Raw genomic sequence first — 23,500 nt, 5'->3', positions numbered from 1 at the left:
ACCGAGCTTCGCTCGGCCACCTTCTCCCACAAGGGGAGAAGGGAACACCTTCAAAGGCCTGACCCCCTCTGCCTTGACGCTTGCTGGCCAGGCATCTAGGACGTGCCGGCATCCCGCCTTTCCCGCCGAGGCCGCCGTGACCATTCCTGCCCACATGCACCCCAGCCGCTCGTTCCAGGGGCTGATCCTGACGTTGCATAATTATTGGGCGGACTATGGCTGCGTCGTCCTCCAGCCTTACGACATGGAAGTCGGCGCCGGCACATTCCATCCGGCAACGACATTGCGCGCGCTCGGCCCAAAACGCTGGAACGCGGCCTATGTCCAGCCCTCGCGCCGCCCCAAGGACGGCCGCTATGGCGAGAACCCGAACCGGCTGCAGCACTATTACCAATACCAGGTGATCCTGAAGCCCAATCCGCCCAATCTGCAGGAGCTTTATCTCGGCTCGCTGGCCGCGATCGGCATCGATCCGCTGCTGCATGACATCCGCTTCGTCGAGGACGACTGGGAAAGCCCGACGCTGGGCGCCTGGGGGCTGGGCTGGGAGTGCTGGTGCGACGGCATGGAGGTCTCGCAGTTCACCTATTTCCAGCAGGTCTGCGGCATCGAATGCTCCCCGGTGGCGGGCGAGCTCACTTACGGGCTGGAACGGCTGGCCATGTATGTGCAGGGCGTCGACAATGTCTACGACCTCAACTTCAACGGCCGCGAAGGCGCCGACAAGGTGACCTATGGCGACGTCTTCCTGCAGGCCGAGCAGGAATATTCGCGCCATAATTTCGAATTTGCCAACACCGCAATGCTGCTCAGGCATTTCGAGGACGCCGAAGCCGAGTGCAAGGCGCTGCTCGAAGCCGGCGCGCCTGTCTCCCCCCTTGAGGGGGAGATGCCCGCGAAGCGGGTCGAGGGGGTCACCTCAGAAGGCACCACAAGTAAAACGTCGAGCACTGCACGGGCGACCCCTCCCGGCCAGACCTTGTCTGGCCACCTTCCGCTCAAGGGGGAGGGATACCACCGCCTTGTATTCCCCGCCTACGACCAGTGCATCAAGGCCAGCCACGTCTTCAATCTGCTCGACGCACGCGGCGTCATTTCGGTCACCGAGCGCCAGAGTTACATCCTGCGCGTTCGCAATCTGGCCAAGGCCTGCGGCGAGGCGTTTTTGCTGACGCAGGCGGGCGGCTTGGCGGCTTAGCTCCAGGCGATTTCGGCAGGGGCGCTGATTGGCAACGTGCCTTGGCCGCTTGCACCGGCTATTGTCCGCAGCGCCTGCCTGACGCCGGGCATCGAGAACGTGCCATGAACTTGCGCCGTGAAGCAGGCGCTGAGCGCGAGGATCTGCAGGAATGTCGATGCCGTTGTCATGGTCGTTCAGCCAATAGCTCTCTGCCTGAGCGTTGGTCGCTTCAGCGCTGCGTTCGGTTCAGGGAAATCTTTGATCCAAGGACGGGCGGACCGGCGCGTGTCCGACAGGCGGCTGAAGTTTTTCGGAATTCGCCGTTGGACGCCTTGATCGTGCTGGGAAGGGTGACAGCGGTCAGCCGAGTTGCTATGCCCCCGCTTACCTCCCCTTGATGGGGAGGTCGCCGCGAAGCGGCGGCTATTTTTGTCCATGAGTTCCTTCGATGCCCGACCTGCTTCTAGAACTTCGCTCGGAAGAGATCCCCGCCCGCATGCAGCGCAAGGCTGCCGGCGATCTCAGGAAGCTTTTGACCGACGGGCTGGTCGAGGCCGGGCTGACCTATGAGGCGGCGCGCGAATATTGGACGCCGCGCCGGTTGACGCTCGACATTCGCGGCCTGACCGCCCGCTCGAAGGACATCAGCGAGGAGATCAAGGGGCCCTCGACCAAGGCGCCCGAGCCGGCGGTGCAGGGTTTTCTGCGCAAGGCCGGCCTTGCCTCGATTGCCGAGGCGCATGTTCATTCCGATCCGAAGAAGGGCGACTTCTATGTCGCTCATATTGCGAAGCCCGGCAGGGCGGCGGAGCAAATCATCGCCGAGCTGGTGCCGGGCATCATCCGCAACTTCCCCTGGCCGAAATCGATGCGCTGGGGGCCGGCTTCGGCCAAGCCCGGCTCGCTGCGCTGGGTGCGGCCGCTGCAATCGATCCTGTGCACCTTCGGCCCCGAAACCGAGGAGCCGGTGGTCGTCGATTTCGAGATCGACGGCATCCGCTCAGGCAATATCACTTACGGCCACCGTTTCCATGCGCCTGGCGCCATCACGGTGCGCCGCTTCGACGATTATGTCGCCAAGCTTGAGGCGGCCAAGGTCGTGCTCGATGCCGACAGACGCAAAGAGATCATTCTCGCCGATGCCAGGAATCTTGCTTTCGCCAGCGGGCTCGATCTCGTCGAGGACGAGGGGCTGCTGGAGGAAGTGTCGGGCCTGGTCGAATGGCCTGTCGTGCTGATGGGCGAATTCGAACAGGATTTTCTCGCCATTCCGGCCGAGGTGATCCGGCTCACCATCCGCGCCAACCAGAAGTGTTTTGTGACACGGCCGCACGGCGCGGGCGAAGAGCTCTCCAACCGCTTCATCCTGACTGCCAACATCGAGGCCAAGGACGGCGGCAAGGAGATCGCCCACGGCAATGGCAAGGTGGTGCGCGCGCGCCTGTCCGACGCGCTCTATTTCTGGAGAACCGACCAGAGCGACCTGCCGGATCTCGACCAGCTGCAGGCATCGGCGGAAAAGTTCGGGCTTGATCTAAAAAAACCGCTCGACCAGCGCATGGCCCGCCTCGACCACCTCAATGTAACGTTTCATGCCAAGCTCGGCACGCAAGGCGAGCGGGTGGAGCGGATTGCGCGTTTGGCGGAAGAACTGGCGCCGATCGTGGCGCAGTCGATCTCCCCCCTTGAGGGGGAGATGGCCGGCAGGCCAGAGGGGGTCGCCTCGGCTGGCGCGACGCGACCTGACGTTTCGAAGCAAGAGGAAGTTGGCGCTCCACGCGAGATGACCCCCTCTGTCGCCTTCGGCGACATCTCCCCCTCGAGGGGGGAGATTACCGCGCTGGCGCGCCGCGCCGCCGTGCTCGCCAAGGCCGACCTCACCACCGAAGTGGTTGGCGAGTTCCCGGAACTGCAAGGCGCCATGGGCCGCAAATACGCACTGCTGCAGGGCGAGCATCCTTCCGTTGCCGCGGCGATCGAGGAACACTACAAGCCGCAGGGACCGTCCGATCGCGTGCCAACTGATCCGGTTTCGGTGGCCGTGGCGCTTGCCGACAAGCTCGACACGCTGGTCGGGTTCTGGGCTATTGATGAAAAGCCGACCGGATCGAAGGACCCCTATGCGCTCAGAAGAGCGGCGCTGGGCGTTGTGAGGATTTTGGTCGAGAATGGGGTAAGACTGCCACTCCAGCGCCAGTTTTTAAACTCGCTATTCGGGCTTACCTTCAATCGCGGCAATCGGTTTTCGGTGGTCTGGCGAGCGGACGATGGGGGTGATTTCACGACCGGTGTGGGATCAGCCGACGATTTGATCAGTGAACGGGCAGGTTTGCTGTCCTCGGAAATACGCGGCGTCGAATTACCGGACCGTTCCGCGTCTGACATAATTGCCGATCTCCTGTCCTTCTTCCACGACCGCCTGAAAGTCTATCTCCGCGACCAGGGCGCGCGGCACGATCTGATCGACGCCGTACTGGCGGCGGGCTCGCGCCCAATCTCCCCCCTAGAGGGGGAGATGTCGGCGAAGCCGACAGAGGGGGGCGCTGTCCCGCCAGCCTCTCATTCTGTCGCGCCCCCCTCTGCCCTGCCGGGCATCTCCCCCTCTAGGGGGGAGATCGGCCAATCGTCCAACGACGACCTCCTGCAAATCGTCCGCCGCGTCGAAGCGCTTGGCTCCTTCCTCGACAGCGAGGACGGCAGGAACCTGCTTGCCGGCACCAAGCGCGCTGCCAACATCGTGGCTGCCGAGGAGAAGAAGAACACGACGATCGCCGACCGTGTTGAGCCGGCGCTGTTCCGGGAGGACGCCGAAAAAGCCTTGTACGCCGCGGTCAATCAAGCCGAGAAGCAAGCCGGCGAAGCAATTCAAAACGAAGACTTTTCCGCCGCCATGCTGGCGCTTAGCGTGTTGCGCGAGCCGGTTGATTCATTCTTTGAGAAAGTCCTCGTAAACGACGAGGACCAGGCGGTGCGCGCCAATCGCCTGGCGTTGCTCGCCCGCATCCGCGCGGCGACCGACCGGGTCGCGGATTTCTCCAAGATAGCCGGCTGACGTCCGGGAAAAAATCATCGCTTGTGGCGCTATTTCGGCTGGTCGGGAGCTGCTAGCGGCGCAGGCTGCGGCGCAGCTGGTTCAGGGGTTTTGCTGGCGACCTTTGGGTCGGCCTTGCTGTCCGCGGCGGGCGCGGCAGCGGTGGCCGGCGCGGCTTTGGGCGCGGGCGTTGCAAAGGCATCGCCGACGATACCGCCGCGAATGATCATCGGGGTTCCGGTGAAGCCATGGTTCGGCTGGCTCGGGATTGCCGCGACCTTTTCATCGGTGACGTTTTCATTGACGTCAGGCAACTTCTCGCCGAGCGCGACGATCGACGGTGTTTTCGCCCGTTCGAGCGCGCCGGCACTTACAACCGAAGGCGTCGCCGTCGTTTGCCCGAGAAAAACCAGCGATGAGGCCTGTGCCGTGCCGGCCATAAACGCCAGACCAAGCGCTCCAAGGATACGCATCGAAAACATGATAATTCCCCTTGCCCAACAAGACGGCACCGTAGCCGAGGGCAGTTGATGCCGGCTTGCGGAGAAACAGAGCATTTTAGCGATTTGCGATTCGCCTACGCCCGGACTTGCTCCGTCGGCGTCAGCGTATTAGGCACCCGCATCCGTGAGGTGACGACAGTGGCTGAAATTCGTGCCGTCGGCGAGGCGATGGAAAGGGCGTTGGCGCTGCTCGAGAGCGGCGATGTCGTCGCCATCCCGACCGAGACCGTCTATGGGCTGGCCGGCGACGCGACCAACGGCGTTGCCGTGGCCCGCATCTTCGAAGCCAAGGGCCGCCCTCGCTTCAACCCGCTGATCGCCCATATAGCCGACCCGGCGATGGCCGAGCGCATCGCGCTGTTCGATCCGCTGTCGGAAAGATTGGCGCAGGCATTCTGGCCGGGGCCGCTGACGCTGGTGCTGCCGCAACGGCCCGGCAACGGCATTCATCCGCTGGTCACCGCCGGTCTGGAAACGATCGCGCTGCGCATGCCGAAAGGCTTTGGCGGCGAGCTGATCGCCAGGTTCGGCCGCGCGCTGGCGGCGCCAAGCGCCAATTCCTCGGGCAGGATCAGCGCCACGACGGCCGAGGCCGTGGCCGCCGATCTCGGTCCCCGGATCAAGCTTGTGGTCGATGGCGGCGCGACGCCGGTCGGGCTGGAATCGACCATTGTCAAGGTTGAAGCTGGAAAGCTGCGGCTGCTGCGGCCGGGCGGCATTGCCGCCGAAGAGATCGAAGCGGTGGCCGGGTCAAAGTTGCTGCGCGGCGCTTCGGTCGTCGAGGCGCCCGGCATGCTCGCCTCGCACTATGCGCCAGGTGCGGCGGTGCGGCTCAATGCTGCGGAGGTCGCACCGGGGGAAGCCTTGCTGGCCTTCGGCCGCCGCCGTGCCGAAGGCTGGCGCGATGCAGCCGCCCTGCGCAACTTGTCGGAGACCGGCGACCTGCGCGAGGCGGCAAGCAATCTCTTCGCCCATCTGCAGGATCTCGATGACAGTGGCGCCAAAACCATCGCCGTCGAGCCGATCCCGTTCGAAGGGCTGGGCGAGGCGATCAACGACCGGCTTTCGCGCGCCGCCGCCCCGCGTGACAAGATCGCCCCGCGTGACAAGATGGATTGAGCACCATAGTTTCCACCCATGAACGACATTTCCCCCGATCTCGACCCCGCCGTCGTCGCCCGCTTTGCGACAATCGTCGGCGATAAATATGCGCTGCGCGATCAGCGGGACATCGCGCCTTTCCTCACCGAGCGGCGCGGACTTTGGCACGGCAGGACGGCTTTGGTGCTGAGGCCGGGGAGCGTCGAGGAGGTCAGCAGCATCATGCGGCTGGCGACCGAAACCGGCACGCCCATCGTGCCGCAAAGCGGCAACACAGGGCTGGTCGGCGCCCAGGTGCCGGACGCATCCGGCCGCGAGATCGTGCTGTCGCTGTCGCGGCTGAACCGCATCCGCGAGATCGATACGCTGTCCAACACGGTGACGGTCGAAACCGGCGTCATCCTGCAGACGCTGCAGGAAGCGGCCGATGCCGCCGACCGGCTGTTTCCGCTGTCGCTTGCCGCGCAAGGCTCCTGCCAGATCGGCGGCAATCTCTCGTCCAACGCCGGCGGCACCGGCGTGCTTGCCTACGGCAATGCGCGCGAGCTCTGCCTCGGCGTCGAAGTGGTGCTGCCGACCGGCGAAGTATTCGACGATCTGCGCAAGCTGAAAAAAGACAATACCGGCTACGATCTGAAGAACCTGTTCGTCGGCGCCGAGGGCACGCTCGGCATCATTACCGCCGCCGTGCTCAAGCTGTTCCCCAAGCCCAAGGGGCGCGAGGTGGCGTTTGCCGGCCTGTCATCGCCGGAGGCGGCATTGTCGCTGTTCAGCCTGGCGATGGACCGTGCAGGGGCAGCGCTCACCGCCTTCGAGCTGATCGGCCAGAGGCCCTACGACTTCACGCTTGCCCACGCACAAGGCGTGGTGCGGCCGCTTGCCGGCGATTGGCCGTGGTATGTGCTGATGCAGATCTCGTCGGGCCGTTCGGCCGACGACGCAAGGGCGCTGATCGAGGAGGTGCTGCAGGCAGGCCTCGAGCAAGGCATCGTCGGCGATGCGGTGATCGCGGCAAGCATGGCCCAGGGCGATGCGTTCTGGAATTTCCGCGAGGTGCTGCCCGAGGCGCAGAAACCGGAAGGTGCCTCGATCAAGCACGACATCTCGGTGCCGGTGGCGTCAATCCCGCCCTTCATTGAAAAGGCCGCCGGCGCCGTGCAATCGGTCAGTCCCGGCGCACGCGTCGTCTGCTTCGGCCACATGGGCGACGGGAACCTGCACTATAACATCTCCCGGCCGGCCGACGGCGATGACGAGGCGTTTCTCGGCCTTTACCACATCATGAACAAGGCCGTGCACGACGTCGTGCGCGCGTTTCATGGCTCGATCTCGGCCGAGCACGGCATCGGCCAGTTGAAGCGGGACGAATTGATCGCGACGGCGCCGCCGATGGCGATCGAGCTGATGCGCAGGGTGAAGGCCGCCTTCGATCCGGCCGGCATCATGAATCCGGGTAAGGTTATCTGATCCTTTCGCCGGCCTGCGCCGGTTGGCATTCCGATAACCATCCGCCCCGGATCAGCAAAATTTAACCGACTTTCTTAAGCGCGAGGATAAGAAGCCCGCGCTAATGTTTCTCCACAAACGAGGCTGGGAAAACCGGCCCGGAGAACCGGAAACACCGGCTCTCAGGAGAAACAGGAAAGGCACGATATGAACACTGGACTGAAGCCAGTCTGGGCCGGCCGCAATATGCGCCTCGACCCATTTCGCCTGCCGCAGGTGGTGAGCTACGCCACCCGCGACGACTATGGCGACGTTACCTTCACCATCGACCAGCGCGGCGCGGTTATCCGCCGCACGCTGGAGATGAGCGGCGTGCCGGCGATCATCGCTCTGCCCGCCAACGCGTTTCGCGGCGTCGCCGCCCGCGCGATGGAGGATCCGGATGGCAATGTCACAGTGACGCTTGAGCTTCTGCACAATGACCCGATGCTGTCGGTGCCGCTGCTGGTCGCCGACGATCTCGACGACGTCGCCGCCGACTGGCGCGCCTGGGCCGACGCCTACCGCCTGCCGATGCTGCTGATCGAGGCCGACGGCATTGCCCGCACGCTGGAAGAATCGCTCGGCGCCGCCATCAAGGCGCTGCCGGCGCAGGACCGCCGCAAGGGTCGCGTCTCGACCATGCGCCGCCCGCGCTTCCTCGCCCGCCGCCGCGCCGGCGACCTCGGCCTCAGGCTGGTCATCGGCGGCGAGGAGCTCATTTCGCGGGAGTAGCTAAACCAGCGGCTTCAGCGCCACCCAGGCCGCGCCGCCGATCAGGCCGAGGAAGATCAGCCAGCCGACCTGGTTGTTCGATCTGAACAGCCTCAGGCACTGGTCCGGGTCGTCGATGTCGAGCACGCCGATCTGCCGCGCCAGATGCGCGCCGGCGGCGATCAGCCCGGCCAGTGCAGGCACCGGTGCCTGTGCCGAGGCAAAGGCGATGGCGAAGCAGACCAGCGCTCCGCCATAAAGCCCGGCCAGCCACGCCTTGGTATTGTCGCCGAACAGGCGCGCCGTCGAGCGCACGCCGACAATAGCGTCGTCTTCCTTGTCCTGATGCGCATAGATCGTGTCATAGCCGATCACCCACAGGATCGAGCCGATATAGAGCATGATTGCCGGCTCATCGAGATCGCCGAACTCGACCGCCCATCCCATCAGCGCTCCCCAGGAAAAGGCAAGGCCGAGAACGAGTTGCGGCCAATTGGTGTACCGCTTCATGAACGGGTAGACGGCGACGATGACCAGCGAGCCGATGCCGAGCAAGATGGCGAAGCTGTTGAACTGCAAAAGCACGGCAAGGCCGACCAGTGCCTGCACGACAACAAACATCCAGGCCTGCCGGCGCGTGACCTTGCCGGCCGGCAGCGGCCGCGAGCGCGTGCGTTCCACCTGGTTGTCGATGTCCTCGTCGACCAAATCATTGTAGGTGCAGCCGGCGCCGCGCATGGCGAACGCGCCAACAAAAAACAGCAGCAGATACCACGGCGACGGCAGCAGAGAGAGAAGCGGGTCCGTCGGACGCGGATAGGCGCTCGCGGCAAGCGCAGCCGACCACCAGCATGGCCACAGCAGCAATTGCCAGCCGATCGGCCGGTCCCACCGGGCAAGCTGCGCATAGGGCCACAACCGCCGCGGCAGCACGCGATAGACCCAGTGGCCGCTCGGCGCATCGGCGACGCGGCCCTGGGCCGCTTTCGACTGGACGGTTTCCATTTTGCTGGAGTGGCAGCAGAGGCGAATGCCGTCAAGCGTCAAGCAGCCCCCGCACGCTCGCCACGCGCAATCGGCGCTTCGGCAGCCAAATGTCTTGACCCGTCGCGCGCGGCGCAATAGCGCAGTCCTGGTCGTGAAATGGCAAGGAATCTGGGCATGCGTGTTTTGCTGATCGGCTCCGGCGGACGAGAGCATGCGCTTACCTGGAAGATCGCGGCGTCGCCGCTGCTGACCAAACTCTACGCGGCGCCCGGCAATCCGGGTATCGGCCGCGAAGCCGAGCTGGTGAGGCTCGATATTGCGGATCACACGGCGGTGGCCCGGTTCTGCCGCGAGAATGAAATAGGCCTCGTGGTGGTCGGGCCGGAAGGGCCGCTGGTCGCCGGCATTGCCGACGACCTGCGCGCCGAGGGCATCCGCGTCTTCGGACCGTCAAAGGCAGCGGCACGGCTGGAAGGCTCGAAAGGTTTCACCAAGGACCTCTGCGCCAGATACGGCATCCCGACCGCCGCCTATGGCCGCTTCGGCGATCTGGCTTCGGCCAGGGCCTATGTCGAGAAGACGGGTGCGCCGATCGTCATCAAGGCCGACGGCCTCGCTGCCGGCAAGGGCGTCACCGTCGCCATGACGCTTGACGAGGCGCTGGCCGCGCTCGACGCCTGTTTTGACGGCTCCTTCGGCCAGGCCGGCGCGGAAGTGGTGGTCGAGGAGTTTCTCGTCGGCGAAGAAGCAAGTTTCTTCTGCCTGTGCGACGGCACCACCGCGCTGCCCTTCGGCACCGCGCAGGACCACAAGCGCCTCAGTGACGGCGACACCGGCCCGAACACCGGCGGCATGGGCGCCTATTCGCCGGCCCCGGTGATGACGCCGGAAATGATCGACCGAACCATGCGCGAGATCGTCGAGCCGACCATGCGCGGCATGGCTGAAACAGGCGCGCCGTTTTCCGGCGTGCTGTTCGCCGGGCTGATGATCACTGACAGCGGGCCGAAGCTGATCGAATACAATACCCGTTTCGGCGACCCGGAATGCCAGGTGCTGATGATGCGGCTGAAGGACGATCTGCTCGTCCTGCTCAACGCAGCCGCCGACGGCCAGCTGGCGCATACTTCGGTGCGCTGGCGCGACGAGGCGGCGCTCACCGTGGTGATGGCAGCCAGGGGCTATCCCGGCACGCCGGAAAGGGGCTCGGTCATCCGCGGCGTCGAGGCGGCGGCGGGTGAGGGCGTCGAGATATTTCATGCCGGCACCGCCATAAACGGCGGCGCACTCGTCGCCAATGGCGGTCGCGTGCTCAACATCACGGCGACCGGCCGCACCGTCGGCGAGGCGCAGAAGAAGGCTTACGCCGCGCTCGACCGGATCGACTGGCCGCAAGGCTTTTGCCGCCGCGACATTGGCTGGCTGGCGGTGGCGCGCGAGCAGGCGAACTGATGCTTCGGGCTGCCTTCGGCCTCAGCGCAAGCCGTGGTCGAATTCGGTCGAGACGCTGCTGACCGCATCGGCGGTGGAGACAAATCCTGGCACCGATGCCGCACGCTTTTCGTTTCGCGTCCAGGCGACATATTCGGCAATCCCGCGCAGAAGGCCCGGCACCGCTTTCGCCGCAGGCATTTGAAAGCCGCTGCTGAACCTGGCCAGGCGCGCCCTGAATACCGCGACCATCTCCTCGAAGCTTGCTGGCGTCACGCTGGCGTAAGTGATGGTGCCGCCGGCGAGCCCCGCCTCGCGTGAGAGCGGCACCGGTATCGAGGTGAGATAATCCGGCTGCACGTCGATCAGGCCGCCGAACGGCCACTGCGCGCGCAATTCCGTGGCGTTCATCGGCGCGACGCTGACGTCTATATCGTTGGGTGTGCCCGCGACCCTGTAAGGGCAGCGGAACCGGCCGCAGTTTGCTCGCGCCGAAAACTGCCAGAGCGCATAACCCTGCCAGTTGCCCATCGGAAAATGCACGCCGATGTCTGGCTTGTAGCGCGCATACCACAGCGGCAGCCGGGACAGGAGCGGGTATTTATACTTGTTGTCGGCGATATGCCTGGCTGTCGTGCCGTTGGTGTAGAGCACTGGAAAGCGGCCAACCCGCCGATGCACATGGCGCACGAATTCCTCGGCATCCTCGAGCGACATCCATTGGGTGGGGTCATCGTCCTCGATGTCGAGGGCAAGCAGGTCATCCGGTCCGGGTTCGGCGAACTCGATGAAATTATTGGCCTGTCCGACCGGGTTGCCGGGGCGGGCGAGGTGATAGGCGCCCCATTTCAAGCCAAGCGCCTTGGCCACAACCTTGCGCGTCTGGAACAGTTCCTGTGCCATCGCATGGCGCTTCCAAAGCGTCTTGCACAGCCGCACCTCGGTCTCGTCGCCGAAACAGAAATAGGGTGGCGGCATTCCGTCGGATGCCTTGTTGATGAAGCCGACAAGACGCTTGTCGGCGGCTAGCCGGGTCCAGTCGATGGAATTGTATTCGTAGGCGTCGACGACCAGCGCCCGGTCGGCATCCTTCCAAGGTTCGGAGAAATCCGAGGCCTTTGCCGGCGTCAGCGCCAGGGTCATCGCGGCCGCGACAAGGAGAAGCGCTGAGCGGACAAGGGGGCGCGCCGGCGTTTTCAAACAGCAGATCCTTGCTGGCCAAAGCCAAATCCTGAACCGCCATGGTTAAGGAAATGCTTCGGGTGCCGAGTGGGCGAGTTGGAGCGCTGGCGAAGCGATCCTTGGTACTCCTCAAGAGCAAAGCGATGGTTGCGATTGTCAGCCAAATAGCTTCAACGCTGTTGCTATGGGCAGGAACAGTGATAGCGGGCGGCTCTGAAACGAGGTGAAGCCATGCCTGCGATAATACGCGACCGCCTGGTCATCCTTGGCATCGACAATCAACGCGAAGGCTGCTGGGGCAGCGCTAACGCTACGTCGTAGCGCATCCACGATCAGCGCCGACCCGACCCGCCGCCGCTGGTATCGGGCATCGACGGCCAGCCTGCCGACCAATATCGCGGGCAGAACCGGGTAGCGTGGCAGATGTTTTGTCTGTTCGTCAGGCAAGGACGCGATTGGTATGCTCGACGCCGCCAAAGTGTAATATCCGGCGATCGCGCCGCCATCGCGATCCACGGCAACGAAGCAATTGCCGACTCGGCGTTTGACATCCTGGCTGGCTTGCTCCCGAATGTAGCGGTCGAGCGCCGGTACCCCGCAGCTGAACGCCTTGCGATCCTGCGATCCGCCGAGCGGTTCGATAATGACGGCGAAAGTCACCGGGTTTCGACGACCAGCCGTTTGTGGGCGTCGGCAGCTTTGCGCAGTGCCTCATTAGGCTCGGGCGGATTGAGAATCGCCTCCATCATGGCGCGCTGATCTTCGATGGAGATACGCATGATGGTGGTGTTCTCGATAGTACGCTGCGCCGCCTCTTGAGCGGCGGCGACCACGAAGTCGCTGACGCTGCGGCCCTGGATTTCGGCGGCACGTTTCACAACGTCCAGCATATCCGGCGAAATACGGGCTTCGAGACGGGCGGTGCGGGTCTGTTGGTTTGGCATTATCGTCACCCCTGATGCTGCCTTGTACGGGAAATAGCCGTACAAATCAAGTGCGTCGTCCGGCTCTAAATATTTTTGCAGACGAGCCAGCAACTGCAAAATCCGCGTGACAAAGTTTGACGTTTACGTAAAACGAAGGTGGACGGGGAGCGTCGGCACGGATCTTGAGTTGACCTGCCGGACTGAGGAGAGCCGGACAGAGGAGGAGCGAGCGCCATGTATCGGGCACCGGTCGAGGAGATCGCCTTCACCCTGAAGCATGTCGCCGGCTTGAAGCCGGCGCTCGATGCCGGCATCTTTGGCGAACTCGGCGAGGACCTCGTCGACGCCATTCTGGCCGAGGCCGGCCGCTTCGCCAGTGAGGAGGTGGCGCCGCTCTACAAGATCGGCGACCAGCAAGGCGCGGTGCTCGACGGCGCTGCCGTCACCACCCCGCCCGGCTGGAAGGAACTTTATCGCCGCTGGATCGGCGGCGGCTGGAATGCGCTGTCCGCGCCTGAAGCGTATGGCGGCCAGGCGCTGCCGGCCATGCTCGGCGTCGCCGCGCTCGAAATGTGGAACTCCGCCTCGATGGCGTTCGGCATCGCCCCGACGCTGACCATGGGCGCGGTCGAAGCACTCGACAAGCATGGCTCGCAGGCACTCAAGGCCAAATATCTGGAAAAGCTGGTCTCCGGCGAATGGATGGGCACCATGAACCTGACCGAGCCGCAGGCAGGCTCGGACCTGAATGCCTTGCGAACCCGCGCCGAACCGGCCGGCGACGGCACCTACCGCATCTTCGGGCAAAAGATATTCATCACCTATGGCGAGCACGATTTCACCGACAACATCATCCATATGGTGCTGGCGCGGCTGCCGGACGCGCCGGCCGGCACGCGCGGCCTGTCGTTGTTCCTGGTGCCGAAATTCCTGGTCGGAGACGATGGCGCGCTGGGCGCACGCAACGACGTCTTCTGCTCCGGGCTGGAGCACAAACTGGGCATCCACGCTTCGCCGACCTGCACGATGATTTATGGCGATGGCTTCGAAGGCACCGCGCCCGGCGCGATCGGCTGGCTGGTCGGCGGGGAGAACAAGGGCCTCGCCTGCATGTTCACCATGATGAACAATGCGCGCCTTGCCGTCGGCATTCAGGGCGTCGCAGTCGCCGAGGCGGCGACGCAGAAGGCGCTCGCCTATGCAAACGGTCGCCGGCAAGGCAAGGCGGCGAGCTATCGCGGTGCCGGCATGGCGCCGATCGTGCATCACCCCGACATCCAGCGCAGTCTTCTGACCATGAAGGCGCTGACCCAGATTGCCCGTGCCATCTGCTATTCCTGCGCCCACGCCATCGATCTTGCGTCGCAGAGCGAAGATGCAAAGCACTGGCAGGAGCGCGCCAATCTGTTGACGCCGCTGGCCAAGGCCTTTTCGACCGACGTCAGCGTCGAGGTCGCCTCGCTTGGGCTGCAGGTGCATGGCGGCATGGGGTTCATCGAGGAGACAGGGGCCGCAGCACTTTATCGCGACGCGCGCATCGCGCCCATTTACGAAGGCACCAATGGCATCCAGGCGATCGATCTGGTGACACGCAAGCTGCCGCTCGGCGGCGGCCGGCATGTGCATGGCTACATCGCTGAACTCAAGGCCGTTGCCGATGCGGTGCGAGCGTCGAACCTTGAAGGCTTCGGCCGCACCGCCGATCGCCTCGACCAGGCGCTCGACGAGCTCTCCCAGGCAACCCGTTTCCTGCAAGACCTGCAAGCCGAAGGCCGATCGGACGAGGCGCTGGCCGGCGCCACACCCTATCTCAGGCTGATCTCGCTTGCCGCAGGCGGGGCCTATCTGGCGCGCGGCGCGCTTGCCGACCAAAACCGCATCGCGCTTTGCCGGTTCTTCGCCGAGAACCTGCTTGGCGAAGTGGCCGCGCTCAAAGAGCGCGTCGTCGGCGGCGCCGACAGCCTTGCCGTTGCCGGCAAGGCGCTGATTTCAGCCTGAGGTTCGCACGCGCCGAAATTCACAAAGGCCCGAAATTCACAAAGGACCAATCCGTGACAGACCACATCCTCGTCGAACGCCAGGGCGCCATCCAGATCATCCGCATCAACCGTCCGGACAAGAAGAACGCCCTGACCCGCGCCATGTACGCGACGATGTCGGCGGCCCTTGCCGGGGGCGACGCCGATCCGGCGATCCGCGTCCATGTCTTTCTCGGCGTGCCCGGTGCCTTCTCGTCCGGCAACGACCTTGCCGATTTCATGATTGTCGCCTCGGGCGGTGAAGGCGGTACCGAGGTCTGGGATTTCCTGATGGCGCTGGCCAAGGTGGAAAAGCCGATGGTTTCCGGTGTCGACGGCATTGCTGTCGGTATCGGCACCACGCTCAACCTGCATTGCGACCTGACCTTCGCCACGCCGCGCACACTATTCCGGACGCCCTTCGTCGATCTCGGCCTTGTGCCGGAGGCCGGTTCGAGCCTGCTCGCGCCGCAGATCCTCGGCCGCCAAGGCGCCTTCGCGCTGCTTGGCCTCGGCGAGGGCTTTTCGGCCGAGCGCGCGAAGGCCGCCGGGCTGATCTACGAGGTGGTCGAGGAGAGGGAACTCGAAGCATCGGTATTGGCGGCGGCGGGCCAGATCGCTGCCAAACCGCCGCAAGCGCTGAAGATCGCGCGCGACCTGATGCGCGGCTCGCGCGACGCCCTTGTCGAACGCATCGGCCAGGAAAGCCAGCATTTCCGCGAGCGGCTCAAATCCGACGAGGCCCGCGCAGCCTTGACGGCCTTCATGACCAGGAAGAAGGCCTAGACCTTCTGGCCTTGTCTCGCATCGTGGACCCGCCGGCAGAAACCGGCGGGTTTTCTTGCCATGATCTCTTTGTCACATCGCCATTTTTTTACATTCGGCCTGGGCCTTTGCCGAAGACGTGTCGATCATGAACGTCTTGCCTTTGGCGTCGGTCATCAACATCATGCAATGCTTGATCGGTTTCGCCATTTTCATCATTTCGGCGCTCATCTTCGCGTCGGGCATCATGGTGCCCATATGCCCATCGGGCATGATCGCCATGACCTCCCCACCCTTCATCACCGTCATTGTCCCCATCGCGTCCTCCGCAAAGGCTTGCGAAGCGAAAAGGCAGGCAAGACCGGCTATCGTGACCAACCTGAGTGAATGCATTGTTTCCTCCTGAATTTGCGCCAGCGGCGCGTTGAGCCCTTTCCTGGTTCGTTCCGGCAAGCTGGAACGTTTCACGCACACGAGATCGTGATCGTGGGAATTGGAAATCCGCCAGAAGCGGCCCGGCCTTGGCCGCCTTCATGACCAGGAAGAAGGGCTGAAAAAATGGGCAGCGGCGCTCCACCGTCGTGCCCTACGGATACAGCCTCATTTTGTCCCAACCGCCCTCGGCGTTGCGCGAAAACACGACACGGTCGTGCAGCCGGAACGGACGGTCGTGCCAGAACTCGATGGTCTGCGGCACGATGCGGAAGCCTGACCAGTGTTTTGGCCGCGGGATGTCGCCGATCGCATGGCGCGCCGTGTATTCGGCGACCGCCTTTTCCAGCGCGAAGCGGCTCTCCAGCGGCCGCGACTGTTTGGATGCCCAGGCGCCGATGCGGCTGCCGCGCGGACGCGTCGCGTAATAGGCGTCGGCTTCGGCGTCGGTGACGATCTCCACCGGGCCGCGCGCTCGCACCTGGCGGCGCAGCGATTTCCAGTGGAAGCACATTGCCGCTTTCATGCTGCCAAGGATCTCACGGCCCTTGGCGCTCTCGAAGTTCGTGTAGAAGACAAAGCCGCCCTCGTCGAACCCCTTAAGCAGCACCATACGCACATTCGGCATGCCTTCGGCATCAACGGTCGCCAGCGCCACGCTGTTGGGGTCGTTGATCTCGCTCTTCGTCGCGTCGTCGAGCCACGCCGCAAAGAGCCGGAACGGCTCCGCCGCCTCGGTAAAGTCACCGCTTGTTAACCCGGTTTCGCTCATAGTTTTTCCCAAATTTGTCGCCGGCTGGGGAGATTGCCGATTGTCGCGTATCGCGCAAGCTTTTGACAGTGGGCAATGGAGCGTTATCGCTTCGGCCAGCGCCAAAGCCATGATCGTGATAATCGTCCTGCCGCTTGCCGCCTGTGGTGGCGGCGGCTTCAGCCTGGAGCAGGCGGAGGTCGACCGCTCGGTGCTGACCTCGAGCACGCCGGCCTCAGTCACGCCGCTCGATCAGGACCGCGCCTCCGATCAGGCCACGATCCGCAACGCCGTGTCCTCCGCCGACGTCGAGCAACTGGCTGGGCAGGCCGTTCCCTGGGCGAATGCCGACACCGGCTCGCGCGGCTCCATCACCGAGCTCGCAGAATTCAGGGCTAACGGTGAGACATGCCGTCGCTTCACCGCGTCGCGCGAGAGCTTCGACGGCGTCGCGCTGTTCAAAGGCGAAGTATGCCTGGCCGGCGGCAGCGCCTGGCGAATGCAGGACTTCAAGGCGCTCTGATTTTCCGCCGGCTATATAGCGGTAAGCCACTGGAATTTCTTCCTATGCAAGCGCATATAGGAGGCGATCATGGAACCACTCCTTCTCCAGGGCAGTAAGCATGCGCGACCCCTATGAGGTGCTGGGCGTTGCCAAGAACGCATCGGCCAAGGACATAAAATCGGCGTACCGGAAGCTCGCCAAGAAGTATCATCCGGACCAGAATCCGGATCCCAAGGCAAAGGAGCGTTTTGCCGCCGCCAATCAGGCTTACGAGATCGTCGGCGACGAGAAGAACCGGGCGGCTTTCGATCGCGGTGAGATCGACGCCGAAGGCAAACCGCGGTTTCAGGGTTTCGAGAGTGCGGCCGGCGGCGCCGATCCTTTCGCCGGTTTCCGCCGGCAGCAAGGGCCGGGCGGCGCGCATTTCGAATTCCGCACGGGCCGTCCCGGTGGTGACCCGTTCGACGGCAACAGCGACATCTTTAGCCAGATCTTCGGCGATGCTTTCAGCCAGCAGCGCGGTGCCGGCATGGGCGCCGGCCGGCGGATGCCGACTGCAGCCGACCTCAACGTGACGCTGGACGTCACCATCGAGGAGGCCGCAACCGCCGAGAAAGTGACGGCGATGTTCCCCGACGGCCGCAAGATGGCGGTCAAGTTGCCGGCCTATGTCGAGGACGGCCAGACCATCCGGTTGAAAGGCCAGGGTGAGCAAGGACCGGGGCAGCCGGGCGATGCGCTGGTCAAGATCCGTTTCCGCCGGCACCCGCGCTACCGCGTCGAAGGCCGCGACCTGCATGTCGACCTGCCGGTGGAACTGGCCGATGCGGTGCATGGCGCCAAGGTGGCGGTCGAAACCCCGACCGGCAGGATTGCGGTCAACGTTCCCCCTTGGTCGAGCTCGGACAAGGTTCTGCGGCTGAAGGGCAGGGGCCTGCCGGAAAAGGCCGGCGGTCACGGCGATCTCTACGCACACGTGCGGCTGATGCTGCCGGAGGGCGGCGACGCCGAGCTCGAGGCACTGATGCGCAGGCGAAAGGGCTGACGGTCGAAAAGGCTGGCGCTTGACGTCGTAAGCGGGCGTGAGTGGTTTCATGCCGCGTCGGTTATTGACAGGAAACGAGCAACCAGCGCCAGGAGCCGCCATTTGGCCGAAGTAGGTTCAACGTCAGCTAACGCCTCAAAGGCCGACATTTGCACGCGCCATAGTTCCGCTTCGCGAACACGGTCGAGGCCAGTCGACCGACTGGCGATGAGCCAGTTCGGCGGGGGTTAGCCGCACAAGCTTGTAGGGGTCGATCGATGCAGTCGCCAGGCCAGCAAGGTGGAGGGTCGCACCGCTGACCATCACCAGCGCATCGACGCCTGCGCCATTCTCCCTCTTGCCAGCCTGCTCGACGTGGCGGGCGAAATTTACCTCCGAGCCGACCAGAAAAGAGAAATCCCGCTGGCGATCGTTGACGAACATCACCTCGCCGGAGTGTAAGCCGATCCTGATGCGGCGCGACAGGGAGCCCATTGAACGCTTCCAAGCGTTGCCGAGCGAGATTTCCGGTACCAGTTCCGCGACGGCGGCCAGCGCCTTTAGCGCCGTTTCGCTGGGCGTCATTTCGCTCCCCAGCCAGAGAGCTAGCACGCCGTCGCCTGTAAAGTTTTGAACGATCCCCCCATTGGCCACCACGACCTGGCGGGTCAACGTGAAGTGCTCGATCATGAACCGCGTGGTTTCGATCAGGCCAAGTGCGCTCGCCAAGCCGGTCGAGTCCTCCACGTCGGTAAACATGATCGTGGCGATGGCGCGCTGGAATTTCGTTTCACCCATGCCGAATGACGGGAGCACGCGGTCAGTCTGTGGATTCGTATAGGCAGTGATCGGATGCATTGGAGTCCGGCCCCCGAGCGGTTTCAAATGTCGCTCGAATATGACTGGACGGCGTAGGCGGATCGTAAGCCCGCCGTGGCGGGCACGTCAGAATTACGTCAGAAATCCATTCGGGCCCGGCTTTGGCGGCTTGCAGCCGACCTTTTAGTCAAAATTCGGCGGGACCCTCAGCTCAGCAACTTCCGGAGGTCAAGCAGCCCCGCTCCAAACTGCTGATCGAACGAAGGCACCCTTCTCTCGCAATTAGGGCTGTCCGGTAGAATCGGAACGTCAGCTTTTTTAAGCCAAGGCCATGAAACCTCCTTTGCGCCTGACTGGGTCATCTTCGCCTTAACCTCTATGCCGTTGAGCGGCCTACCGGTGGAGCGATGTTTCGACTGCAACAAAGCGGCTGCTCCCGCGACGATGGCCGAGGCTGCAGATGTTCCGCCAAATACTGTGTAGAGCCCGGCGCGGTCTCTGCTTTCGACGCCCGGTGGCTGGATTCCTTCCAGCTGTCCGCCGGAATAGCCGTGGTGGCCCGGGATGTCCGTGGTGAGCACGCCCTGCGGCGCGTATTCAACCTGGGGGAGCTTCTCGTAGATCTCGAAATTGTGGTCACGTGAACGCAGCGACTCACGGTCCAGTCGTATTTGGCAGCGTGTACACACCTCCTGGTCGTCGGACGGCGCGGAAATGGTGACGGAATTGTCGGTCGGATCGCCGCTGTAGTTGGAATATGCCGAACGTCTCGCCAGATAAGTGGCGGCCGCCACCGCAACCACGCCATTGCTTTCGCCGGCCTTGCTCGCCGGGTAAATCAGATGGTCGTAGCCATCGTTGCCGGCTGCGCAGATGATGGGGATTTCCTCGCTGATCGCCTCGAAAAGCGTCTCGAAATAATCCCAAATTGGCTTTGCCTGTTCGACCGAAGTATATCTGCTGTCGCCATATCCAGGATAGGAACGGTGCGCTCGCCATGGATCGGGTACTTCCCGGGGAAAGTGTATGACTGAAACCTTCTGGTCGCGGGCATAGAGGAACGCCAGAATGAGCTGCGCTGCGTCGGGCCGTGCTGAAATCTCGATCGGCAGGAGTTCAGCGCCTGGGGCGACCCCCCAATAAGGTATTGCGCCTTCACCGTTGCTAAATTGCCTCAACTGCGTGGGCGGGGCCGCAGGGGCGCCGACCATCAGCCCGGCGCAGGCGGTCCCGTGCGCTGAGTAGCGCATACGCGAGGTCTCAGCAGTCTCCTGAATTACGCCGCGCCCATCTTTCAGTGCTCGAAGCAGCGATTTCTGAACCTCGACTTCCTGCGCATTGTTCCTCGATTTGATCAGGCTTGCCGCCCACGCCCAGGTATCGTCGCCCACAAAGCTCTTGCTCTGCTTTTTTTCCGGCCCCCGCAAGACGAGCGGTTGCTGCTTGGGTGTGACGTAACTCAACCCGAAAGGGTGAGCGGCGAAGCTGACCGCAGAAAGGATACGAGGCTCGAGATTGGGATGGCTTGAGTTCACTCCCGTATCGATCTGGGCAATGACCTCGCCGTAACCGGGCTTGTCAGTACCCAACAAATCCCAGGCGTCGGCCTCCAGCAGGTATGCGGCCTCGTGCGGCAACCGCGCTTCAGGGATGCGCGGACGATCGCGTAAGGCGCCGATTGCGATCAGGTGCCACAGGTAGTGATACCAGTCATAACAAAGATGGCCTTCGCCCTTCTTGATGTCGTCCATCATGGCACCCACCTACCATTCGCTCTGGGCGCGTCTGATCGTTTCATCCATCGCGTCCACCAAGTACGGAGAAATGCGCGCAGCCAGTTCCTCGCCGGCATCGGTGTCGCTGGCGTAGTGCAGCCCGGCCCATTCCCTGTTCTCGGCCACCCGGCGGGCGCGCTCATAAACCGCGGTTACGCCGGCGTGCTCGGGCAGCATCCGTTGCAGAACGTTCGCCACTGCAAATGACTGAAATGAATGGTTGGACGGGTAGGAAGCGTGCGAAGGAACCGGAAGCGCCGGCCGCAGCCTCGGCTCAATGATGTTGGGCCGTGGCCGATTGAATCGATCTTTGTAGTTGAGCCCGATCTCCTCCGTGAGTTCGAGGATCGCAACGATCAATGCGCATGTCCCCTCGAAGCCCGCGAGAGTGTCTATTCCGAGCGGTGCCGTGTAGTCCAAAATCCCGAACGATGCTTGGCGGACGATCTCCTCGCGCCGCAGCGGGTCACCTTCCCTCCTCTTCTGCAGATCGATAAGCGCTTCTGTCTCCCTGAGGCTCTCTGAAGGTCCGGGCGGGGGATCGATAAGAATGTCCTCCCAGATCGCACCGAGATATTTGTTGGCGACGCTTAGTCCGATCCTGTGCAAGGCACGCTTGTCGTGCCACGCCGGCAAAGCCTCCTCGCCAGTTTCGAAAGCCGTTTGCCCCCTGCCGCGTCCCCGTCCTCGTCCGCGCCCTCTGCCCCTGCCTCGACCTCGACCTGCGCTCGGCCCCGCCAGGAAGGCTGGCGAAAGGCGCATGGCACCCTCCACAGGGTCATCAGAAATCGTTATCACGATCTGCTCTTCTTGAATCGACAGAACGCTGCTCTTGGTCATCATAGACGCGAAAGGATGCAGTTTTTCGCCGCCTCTATTTTTGATGTATTCCTCAAGAGATTTTTCAGGACTTGCGTCACCCAATATCAGCGGATATTGCCTTATGGCCGATCCACTTACTAAGAATCGGGCGCTAAACAACTTGTTATTGAGATCAATTGTCGACATCATGTCCACCCCTCAACTAAAGCTTCTAAATTTGATCCGCGCCAACTGGTGGTCGGAGCCTCGACGTAACGCCTGCGGTGCGCAGCGCTAGGGTGCGTACCTTGGCAGCGTTATCCGCGACAACCCGCTCTTGATAACCGAAACTCCGAGTACGCCTGCAATTGGATAATTCTCCTCCGAAAGCAGCTCGAGCGAGAAATCCGGCTCCCAGGCGCGCAAGCGTTCGATAGTTCGAACTGCCTCCACAGTATGCCCCAAATGCCCGTGGCAGGCAGCCGAGTATCTCAAAGCGGGTAGGTATGTGGGTTGCTGCGCAAGGACACGCTCGCCGTGACGTATCCCCTCCTCGAAGCGCCCGTTCAGAGTTGCCAAGATGCAGCACGTGGTATCGATGCAGTAACGATACAGGGGAGGCCCGCCCAGTGCACGTGCGCGCATCGCATCCTCATAGCCACGCTTCACTTCGCCGAGATAGCCGAGCGTCAAGGCACGCATGTCCCAGCAAATGGCTTGTAGCGGGTTAGCGGCTATCGCTCGATCGGCGAGTTCCAGTGCCTGTGCGTATTCACGAAAGACGAACGAATGGGCATGAGCGGCCAACGCCAGGGTGATAGGATTGAAGGGGGCCACTTCGACGGCGCGACTGGCGCATTCCCGAACCTGATCGTGAAAGGTGCCCGAGCGGCCGACCCGTCTCTCGCCAAAGCGGGTGACAAACACAAACAGCTGCCACGCCAGATACGTGCTACGCGGGTCGAGCTCATATGCTTCGGCGAGCATGCGCTCCGCCGAATCCAGGTCCGTATCGCGCATGCGGAATACCTGTCGCAGCGCTGTCAATGCAAGCCGAGACGCCCGGTGTCGGGGCTCGTCGCGGATGGACTTAGGATCGAGAACGAATTCGAGGATCGAAAACACGATCTGATTGACCAACGACATCAGCTTCAGGCTCGCCGGGCCAGTCAGGTCGGCCGGCTCGAGAAAATCCGTATGCGACCACAAGAGCCGGCTGTCACCGGGCGCAATTAATGCAAATGTCAGGCCCACTCTGTCGCCCACCACCGTTGCCCTGGTTTGCAACAGCCAGTCTGGTAGCGCAGTGTCAGGCGCTTGGGTCAGCGGTCCCTGCGCTTGAAAATCCACGACGTCGACCACTTCGAAATTCAGGATCGATCGAACCACCAGATCCAGGACAAGGTCGCTGACGGCCCTGTTAGCGGAGCCCTCCGTCCACCTGGCATCGCGAACCAGGCCCAAGCATAGCCGCGACGAATTCAGAAGTGAGGCGCTTCGCTGTCCGGACAACTGATCTGCCGCGGCAACAGGAAAGACGTTTGCTGGCACTGTGCGAGGCCGGGGCCATTGGCTTCTTTGCTCACGAAGCCAATCCTCGAACTCTGGATCGCGAATATCGAGGCCCTCAAGCAGATCACGCGTGGCAGAGCCTTCGGGTGGATCGTTCAAATCGATGCCGATCGAAGCGACGTCGAGTCGAACCACATCACGATCGGTCGAGATTAGATCAATGCCGGCGCGGCGGAGCGACTTCCGAACCTCGGACAGCTCCTGCCGCAAGCTCGCTGCACCCTGCTCCTCGCCGCGAGTGCTCCAGAGCTTGCTTTGCAGCCATTTTCGGCTCCGCGTACCGTTGGGTGCCAGGGCGAGCATGGCCAAGAGCGCTTTAGACCGTCTGCCATGCGGCGTGACGTCCGCGCCATCCGCGCTCTCAATCGCGAATGGCCCAATCAATCTAAGGAAAGGACGGCAATCCGAGTACACTAGCGGCCCCTCGCGTCCCCGCACCCTAATATAGCATCTGCTAATATAAGTCTATCTGTAATTCTCGGCTTCCGTGAGGTCAAA

The 23,500-nt window shown here is 63.1% G+C and carries 22 protein-coding genes; 10 read left to right on the top strand and 12 right to left on the bottom strand.

All coding sequences use genetic code 11. The features are described from left to right. Nucleotides 1-154: 154 nt before the first annotated feature. Nucleotides 155-1,198, top strand: a complete 1,044-nt coding sequence (locus NKH60_RS15885) for a glycine--tRNA ligase subunit alpha (RefSeq protein WP_352612718.1) — start codon at nt 155-157, stop codon at nt 1,196-1,198. Here the strand turns inward: NKH60_RS15885 and NKH60_RS15880 are convergent. Further along, complete coding sequence (locus NKH60_RS15880) at nt 1,195-1,368, bottom strand: hypothetical protein (RefSeq protein ID WP_352612366.1); 174 nt, start codon at nt 1,366-1,368, stop codon at nt 1,195-1,197. The two genes, NKH60_RS15885 and NKH60_RS15880, sit on opposite strands and share 4 nt — an antisense overlap. A 260-nt stretch (nt 1,369-1,628) precedes the next feature. On the opposite strand from NKH60_RS15880, the gene glyS reads away from it, so the two are divergent. Next, nucleotides 1,629-4,232, top strand: a complete 2,604-nt coding sequence (gene glyS / locus NKH60_RS15875; RefSeq protein ID WP_352612368.1) for a glycine--tRNA ligase subunit beta — start codon at nt 1,629-1,631, stop codon at nt 4,230-4,232. Nucleotides 4,233-4,261: 29 nt separating this feature from the next. Here the strand turns inward: glyS and NKH60_RS15870 are convergent, their stop codons facing one another. Continuing rightward, entirely contained in the window at nt 4,262-4,693 is a 432-nt protein-coding gene (locus NKH60_RS15870; protein WP_352612370.1) for a hypothetical protein, read from the bottom strand. Nucleotides 4,694-4,852: 159 nt separating this feature from the next. On the opposite strand from NKH60_RS15870, the gene NKH60_RS15865 reads away from it, so the two are divergent. The 3 genes from NKH60_RS15865 to NKH60_RS15855 all read left to right on the top strand — a co-directional run bounded on the left by NKH60_RS15865 (nt 4,853) and on the right by NKH60_RS15855 (nt 8,035). Continuing rightward, nucleotides 4,853-5,833 carry an L-threonylcarbamoyladenylate synthase gene (locus NKH60_RS15865; protein ID WP_352612372.1) on the top strand — a complete coding sequence of 327 codons (981 nt, stop codon included), beginning with the start codon at nt 4,853-4,855 and terminating at the stop codon, nt 5,831-5,833. A gap of 18 nt (nt 5,834-5,851) precedes the next feature. Then, nucleotides 5,852-7,282, top strand: a complete 1,431-nt coding sequence (locus NKH60_RS15860; protein ID WP_352612374.1) for an FAD-binding oxidoreductase — start codon at nt 5,852-5,854, stop codon at nt 7,280-7,282. A gap of 186 nt (nt 7,283-7,468) precedes the next feature. Further along, entirely contained in the window at nt 7,469-8,035 is a 567-nt protein-coding gene (locus tag NKH60_RS15855; RefSeq protein WP_023674094.1) for a DUF6101 family protein, read from the top strand. Here the strand turns inward: NKH60_RS15855 and ubiA are convergent, their stop codons facing one another. Next, complete coding sequence (gene ubiA, locus NKH60_RS15850) at nt 8,036-9,019, bottom strand: 4-hydroxybenzoate octaprenyltransferase (RefSeq protein ID WP_352872670.1); 984 nt, start codon at nt 9,017-9,019, stop codon at nt 8,036-8,038. Between the two features lie 156 nt (nt 9,020-9,175). On the opposite strand from ubiA, the gene purD reads away from it, so the two are divergent. After that, nucleotides 9,176-10,453: a phosphoribosylamine--glycine ligase gene (gene purD, locus NKH60_RS15845; RefSeq protein ID WP_352612378.1), complete on the top strand. Its 1,278-nt coding sequence runs from the start codon at nt 9,176-9,178 to the stop codon at nt 10,451-10,453. Nucleotides 10,454-10,474: 21 nt separating this feature from the next. On the opposite strand, the gene NKH60_RS15840 is transcribed toward purD, so the two are convergent. From NKH60_RS15840 to NKH60_RS15830, 3 genes are all read right to left on the bottom strand, one after another. Then, nucleotides 10,475-11,632 carry a glycoside hydrolase family 25 protein gene (locus tag NKH60_RS15840; protein WP_502906609.1) on the bottom strand — a complete coding sequence of 386 codons (1,158 nt, stop codon included), beginning with the start codon at nt 11,630-11,632 and terminating at the stop codon, nt 10,475-10,477. A gap of 138 nt (nt 11,633-11,770) precedes the next feature. After that, entirely contained in the window at nt 11,771-12,274 is a 504-nt protein-coding gene (locus NKH60_RS15835; RefSeq protein ID WP_352612380.1) for a GNAT family N-acetyltransferase, read from the bottom strand. After that, complete coding sequence (locus NKH60_RS15830) at nt 12,271-12,651, bottom strand: type II toxin-antitoxin system TacA family antitoxin (RefSeq protein ID WP_352612382.1); 381 nt, start codon at nt 12,649-12,651, stop codon at nt 12,271-12,273. Before NKH60_RS15830 ends, NKH60_RS15835 begins: the two co-directional genes overlap by 4 nt. Nucleotides 12,652-12,774: 123 nt before the next feature. Between NKH60_RS15830 and NKH60_RS15825 the strand changes: the two genes are divergently transcribed. Both NKH60_RS15825 and NKH60_RS15820 read left to right on the top strand, forming a co-directional pair. Next, on the top strand, nt 12,775-14,538 hold the full coding sequence (locus NKH60_RS15825) for an acyl-CoA dehydrogenase family protein (RefSeq protein ID WP_352612384.1): 1,764 nt from the start codon (nt 12,775-12,777) through the stop codon (nt 14,536-14,538). 53 nt (nt 14,539-14,591) lie between these two features. Next, a complete protein-coding gene (locus NKH60_RS15820; RefSeq protein WP_352612386.1) occupies nt 14,592-15,344 on the top strand; it encodes a crotonase/enoyl-CoA hydratase family protein in 753 nt (250 codons plus the stop codon). Nucleotides 15,345-15,416: 72 nt separating this feature from the next. Here NKH60_RS15820 and NKH60_RS15815 read toward each other — a convergent pair whose 3' ends face one another. Then, nucleotides 15,417-15,632: a hypothetical protein gene (locus tag NKH60_RS15815; protein ID WP_352612388.1), complete on the bottom strand. Its 216-nt coding sequence runs from the start codon at nt 15,630-15,632 to the stop codon at nt 15,417-15,419. Between the two features lie 277 nt (nt 15,633-15,909). Next, nucleotides 15,910-16,527, bottom strand: a complete 618-nt coding sequence (pdxH, locus tag NKH60_RS15810) for a pyridoxamine 5'-phosphate oxidase (protein ID WP_352501971.1) — start codon at nt 16,525-16,527, stop codon at nt 15,910-15,912. A 40-nt stretch (nt 16,528-16,567) separates the two neighbouring features. On the opposite strand from pdxH, the gene NKH60_RS15805 reads away from it, so the two are divergent. Together NKH60_RS15805 and NKH60_RS15800 are read left to right on the top strand one after the other, a co-directional pair. Further along, nucleotides 16,568-17,029 carry an RT0821/Lpp0805 family surface protein gene (locus NKH60_RS15805; protein ID WP_352612390.1) on the top strand — a complete coding sequence of 154 codons (462 nt, stop codon included), beginning with the start codon at nt 16,568-16,570 and terminating at the stop codon, nt 17,027-17,029. 100 nt (nt 17,030-17,129) lie between these two features. Next, nucleotides 17,130-18,056: a DnaJ C-terminal domain-containing protein gene (locus NKH60_RS15800; protein WP_023716886.1), complete on the top strand. Its 927-nt coding sequence runs from the start codon at nt 17,130-17,132 to the stop codon at nt 18,054-18,056. 135 nt (nt 18,057-18,191) lie between these two features. On the opposite strand, the gene NKH60_RS15795 is transcribed toward NKH60_RS15800, so the two are convergent. From NKH60_RS15795 to NKH60_RS15780, 4 genes are all read right to left on the bottom strand, one after another. After that, nucleotides 18,192-18,893 (bottom strand): adenylate/guanylate cyclase domain-containing protein, encoded by a 702-nt coding sequence (locus NKH60_RS15795; RefSeq protein ID WP_352501968.1) that lies wholly within the window; start codon nt 18,891-18,893, stop codon nt 18,192-18,194. 167 nt (nt 18,894-19,060) lie between these two features. Next, the gene (locus NKH60_RS15790; RefSeq protein WP_352872665.1) at nt 19,061-20,608 is read right to left on the bottom strand and encodes a S8 family serine peptidase; all 1,548 of its coding nucleotides are present in this window, start codon (nt 20,606-20,608) and stop codon (nt 19,061-19,063) included. 9 nt (nt 20,609-20,617) lie between these two features. Next, nucleotides 20,618-21,640 (bottom strand): phosphatase PAP2 family protein, encoded by a 1,023-nt coding sequence (locus tag NKH60_RS15785; protein WP_352449905.1) that lies wholly within the window; start codon nt 21,638-21,640, stop codon nt 20,618-20,620. A gap of 84 nt (nt 21,641-21,724) precedes the next feature. After that, entirely contained in the window at nt 21,725-23,311 is a 1,587-nt protein-coding gene (locus tag NKH60_RS15780) for an AfsR/SARP family transcriptional regulator (RefSeq protein ID WP_352612394.1), read from the bottom strand. Nucleotides 23,312-23,500 lie beyond the last annotated feature (189 nt).

The organism is Mesorhizobium sp. M1006 (assembly GCF_040318825.1).
Classification (GTDB): domain Bacteria; phylum Pseudomonadota; class Alphaproteobacteria; order Rhizobiales; family Rhizobiaceae; genus Mesorhizobium.
This window is presented reverse-complemented; position numbering and strand designations above follow the sequence as displayed.

Coding starts and splice junctions, on each gene's coding strand:
- NKH60_RS15885 (WP_352612718.1), top strand. CDS start 155: ATGCACCCCAGCCGCTCGTTCCAGGGGCTGATCCTGACGTTGCATAAT.
- NKH60_RS15880 (WP_352612366.1), bottom strand. CDS start 1,368: ATGACAACGGCATCGACATTCCTGCAGATCCTCGCGCTCAGCGCCTGC.
- glyS (WP_352612368.1), top strand. CDS start 1,629: ATGCCCGACCTGCTTCTAGAACTTCGCTCGGAAGAGATCCCCGCCCGC.
- NKH60_RS15870 (WP_352612370.1), bottom strand. CDS start 4,693: ATGTTTTCGATGCGTATCCTTGGAGCGCTTGGTCTGGCGTTTATGGCC.
- NKH60_RS15860 (WP_352612374.1), top strand. CDS start 5,852: ATGAACGACATTTCCCCCGATCTCGACCCCGCCGTCGTCGCCCGCTTT.
- NKH60_RS15855 (WP_023674094.1), top strand. CDS start 7,469: ATGAACACTGGACTGAAGCCAGTCTGGGCCGGCCGCAATATGCGCCTC.
- ubiA (WP_352872670.1), bottom strand. CDS start 9,019: ATGGAAACCGTCCAGTCGAAAGCGGCCCAGGGCCGCGTCGCCGATGCG.
- purD (WP_352612378.1), top strand. CDS start 9,176: ATGCGTGTTTTGCTGATCGGCTCCGGCGGACGAGAGCATGCGCTTACC.
- NKH60_RS15825 (WP_352612384.1), top strand. CDS start 12,775: ATGTATCGGGCACCGGTCGAGGAGATCGCCTTCACCCTGAAGCATGTC.
- NKH60_RS15815 (WP_352612388.1), bottom strand. CDS start 15,632: ATGACGGTGATGAAGGGTGGGGAGGTCATGGCGATCATGCCCGATGGG.
- pdxH (WP_352501971.1), bottom strand. CDS start 16,527: ATGAGCGAAACCGGGTTAACAAGCGGTGACTTTACCGAGGCGGCGGAG.
- NKH60_RS15800 (WP_023716886.1), top strand. CDS start 17,130: ATGCGCGACCCCTATGAGGTGCTGGGCGTTGCCAAGAACGCATCGGCC.
- NKH60_RS15795 (WP_352501968.1), bottom strand. CDS start 18,893: ATGCATCCGATCACTGCCTATACGAATCCACAGACTGACCGCGTGCTC.
- NKH60_RS15790 (WP_352872665.1), bottom strand. CDS start 20,608: ATGATGGACGACATCAAGAAGGGCGAAGGCCATCTTTGTTATGACTGG.
- NKH60_RS15785 (WP_352449905.1), bottom strand. CDS start 21,640: ATGATGTCGACAATTGATCTCAATAACAAGTTGTTTAGCGCCCGATTC.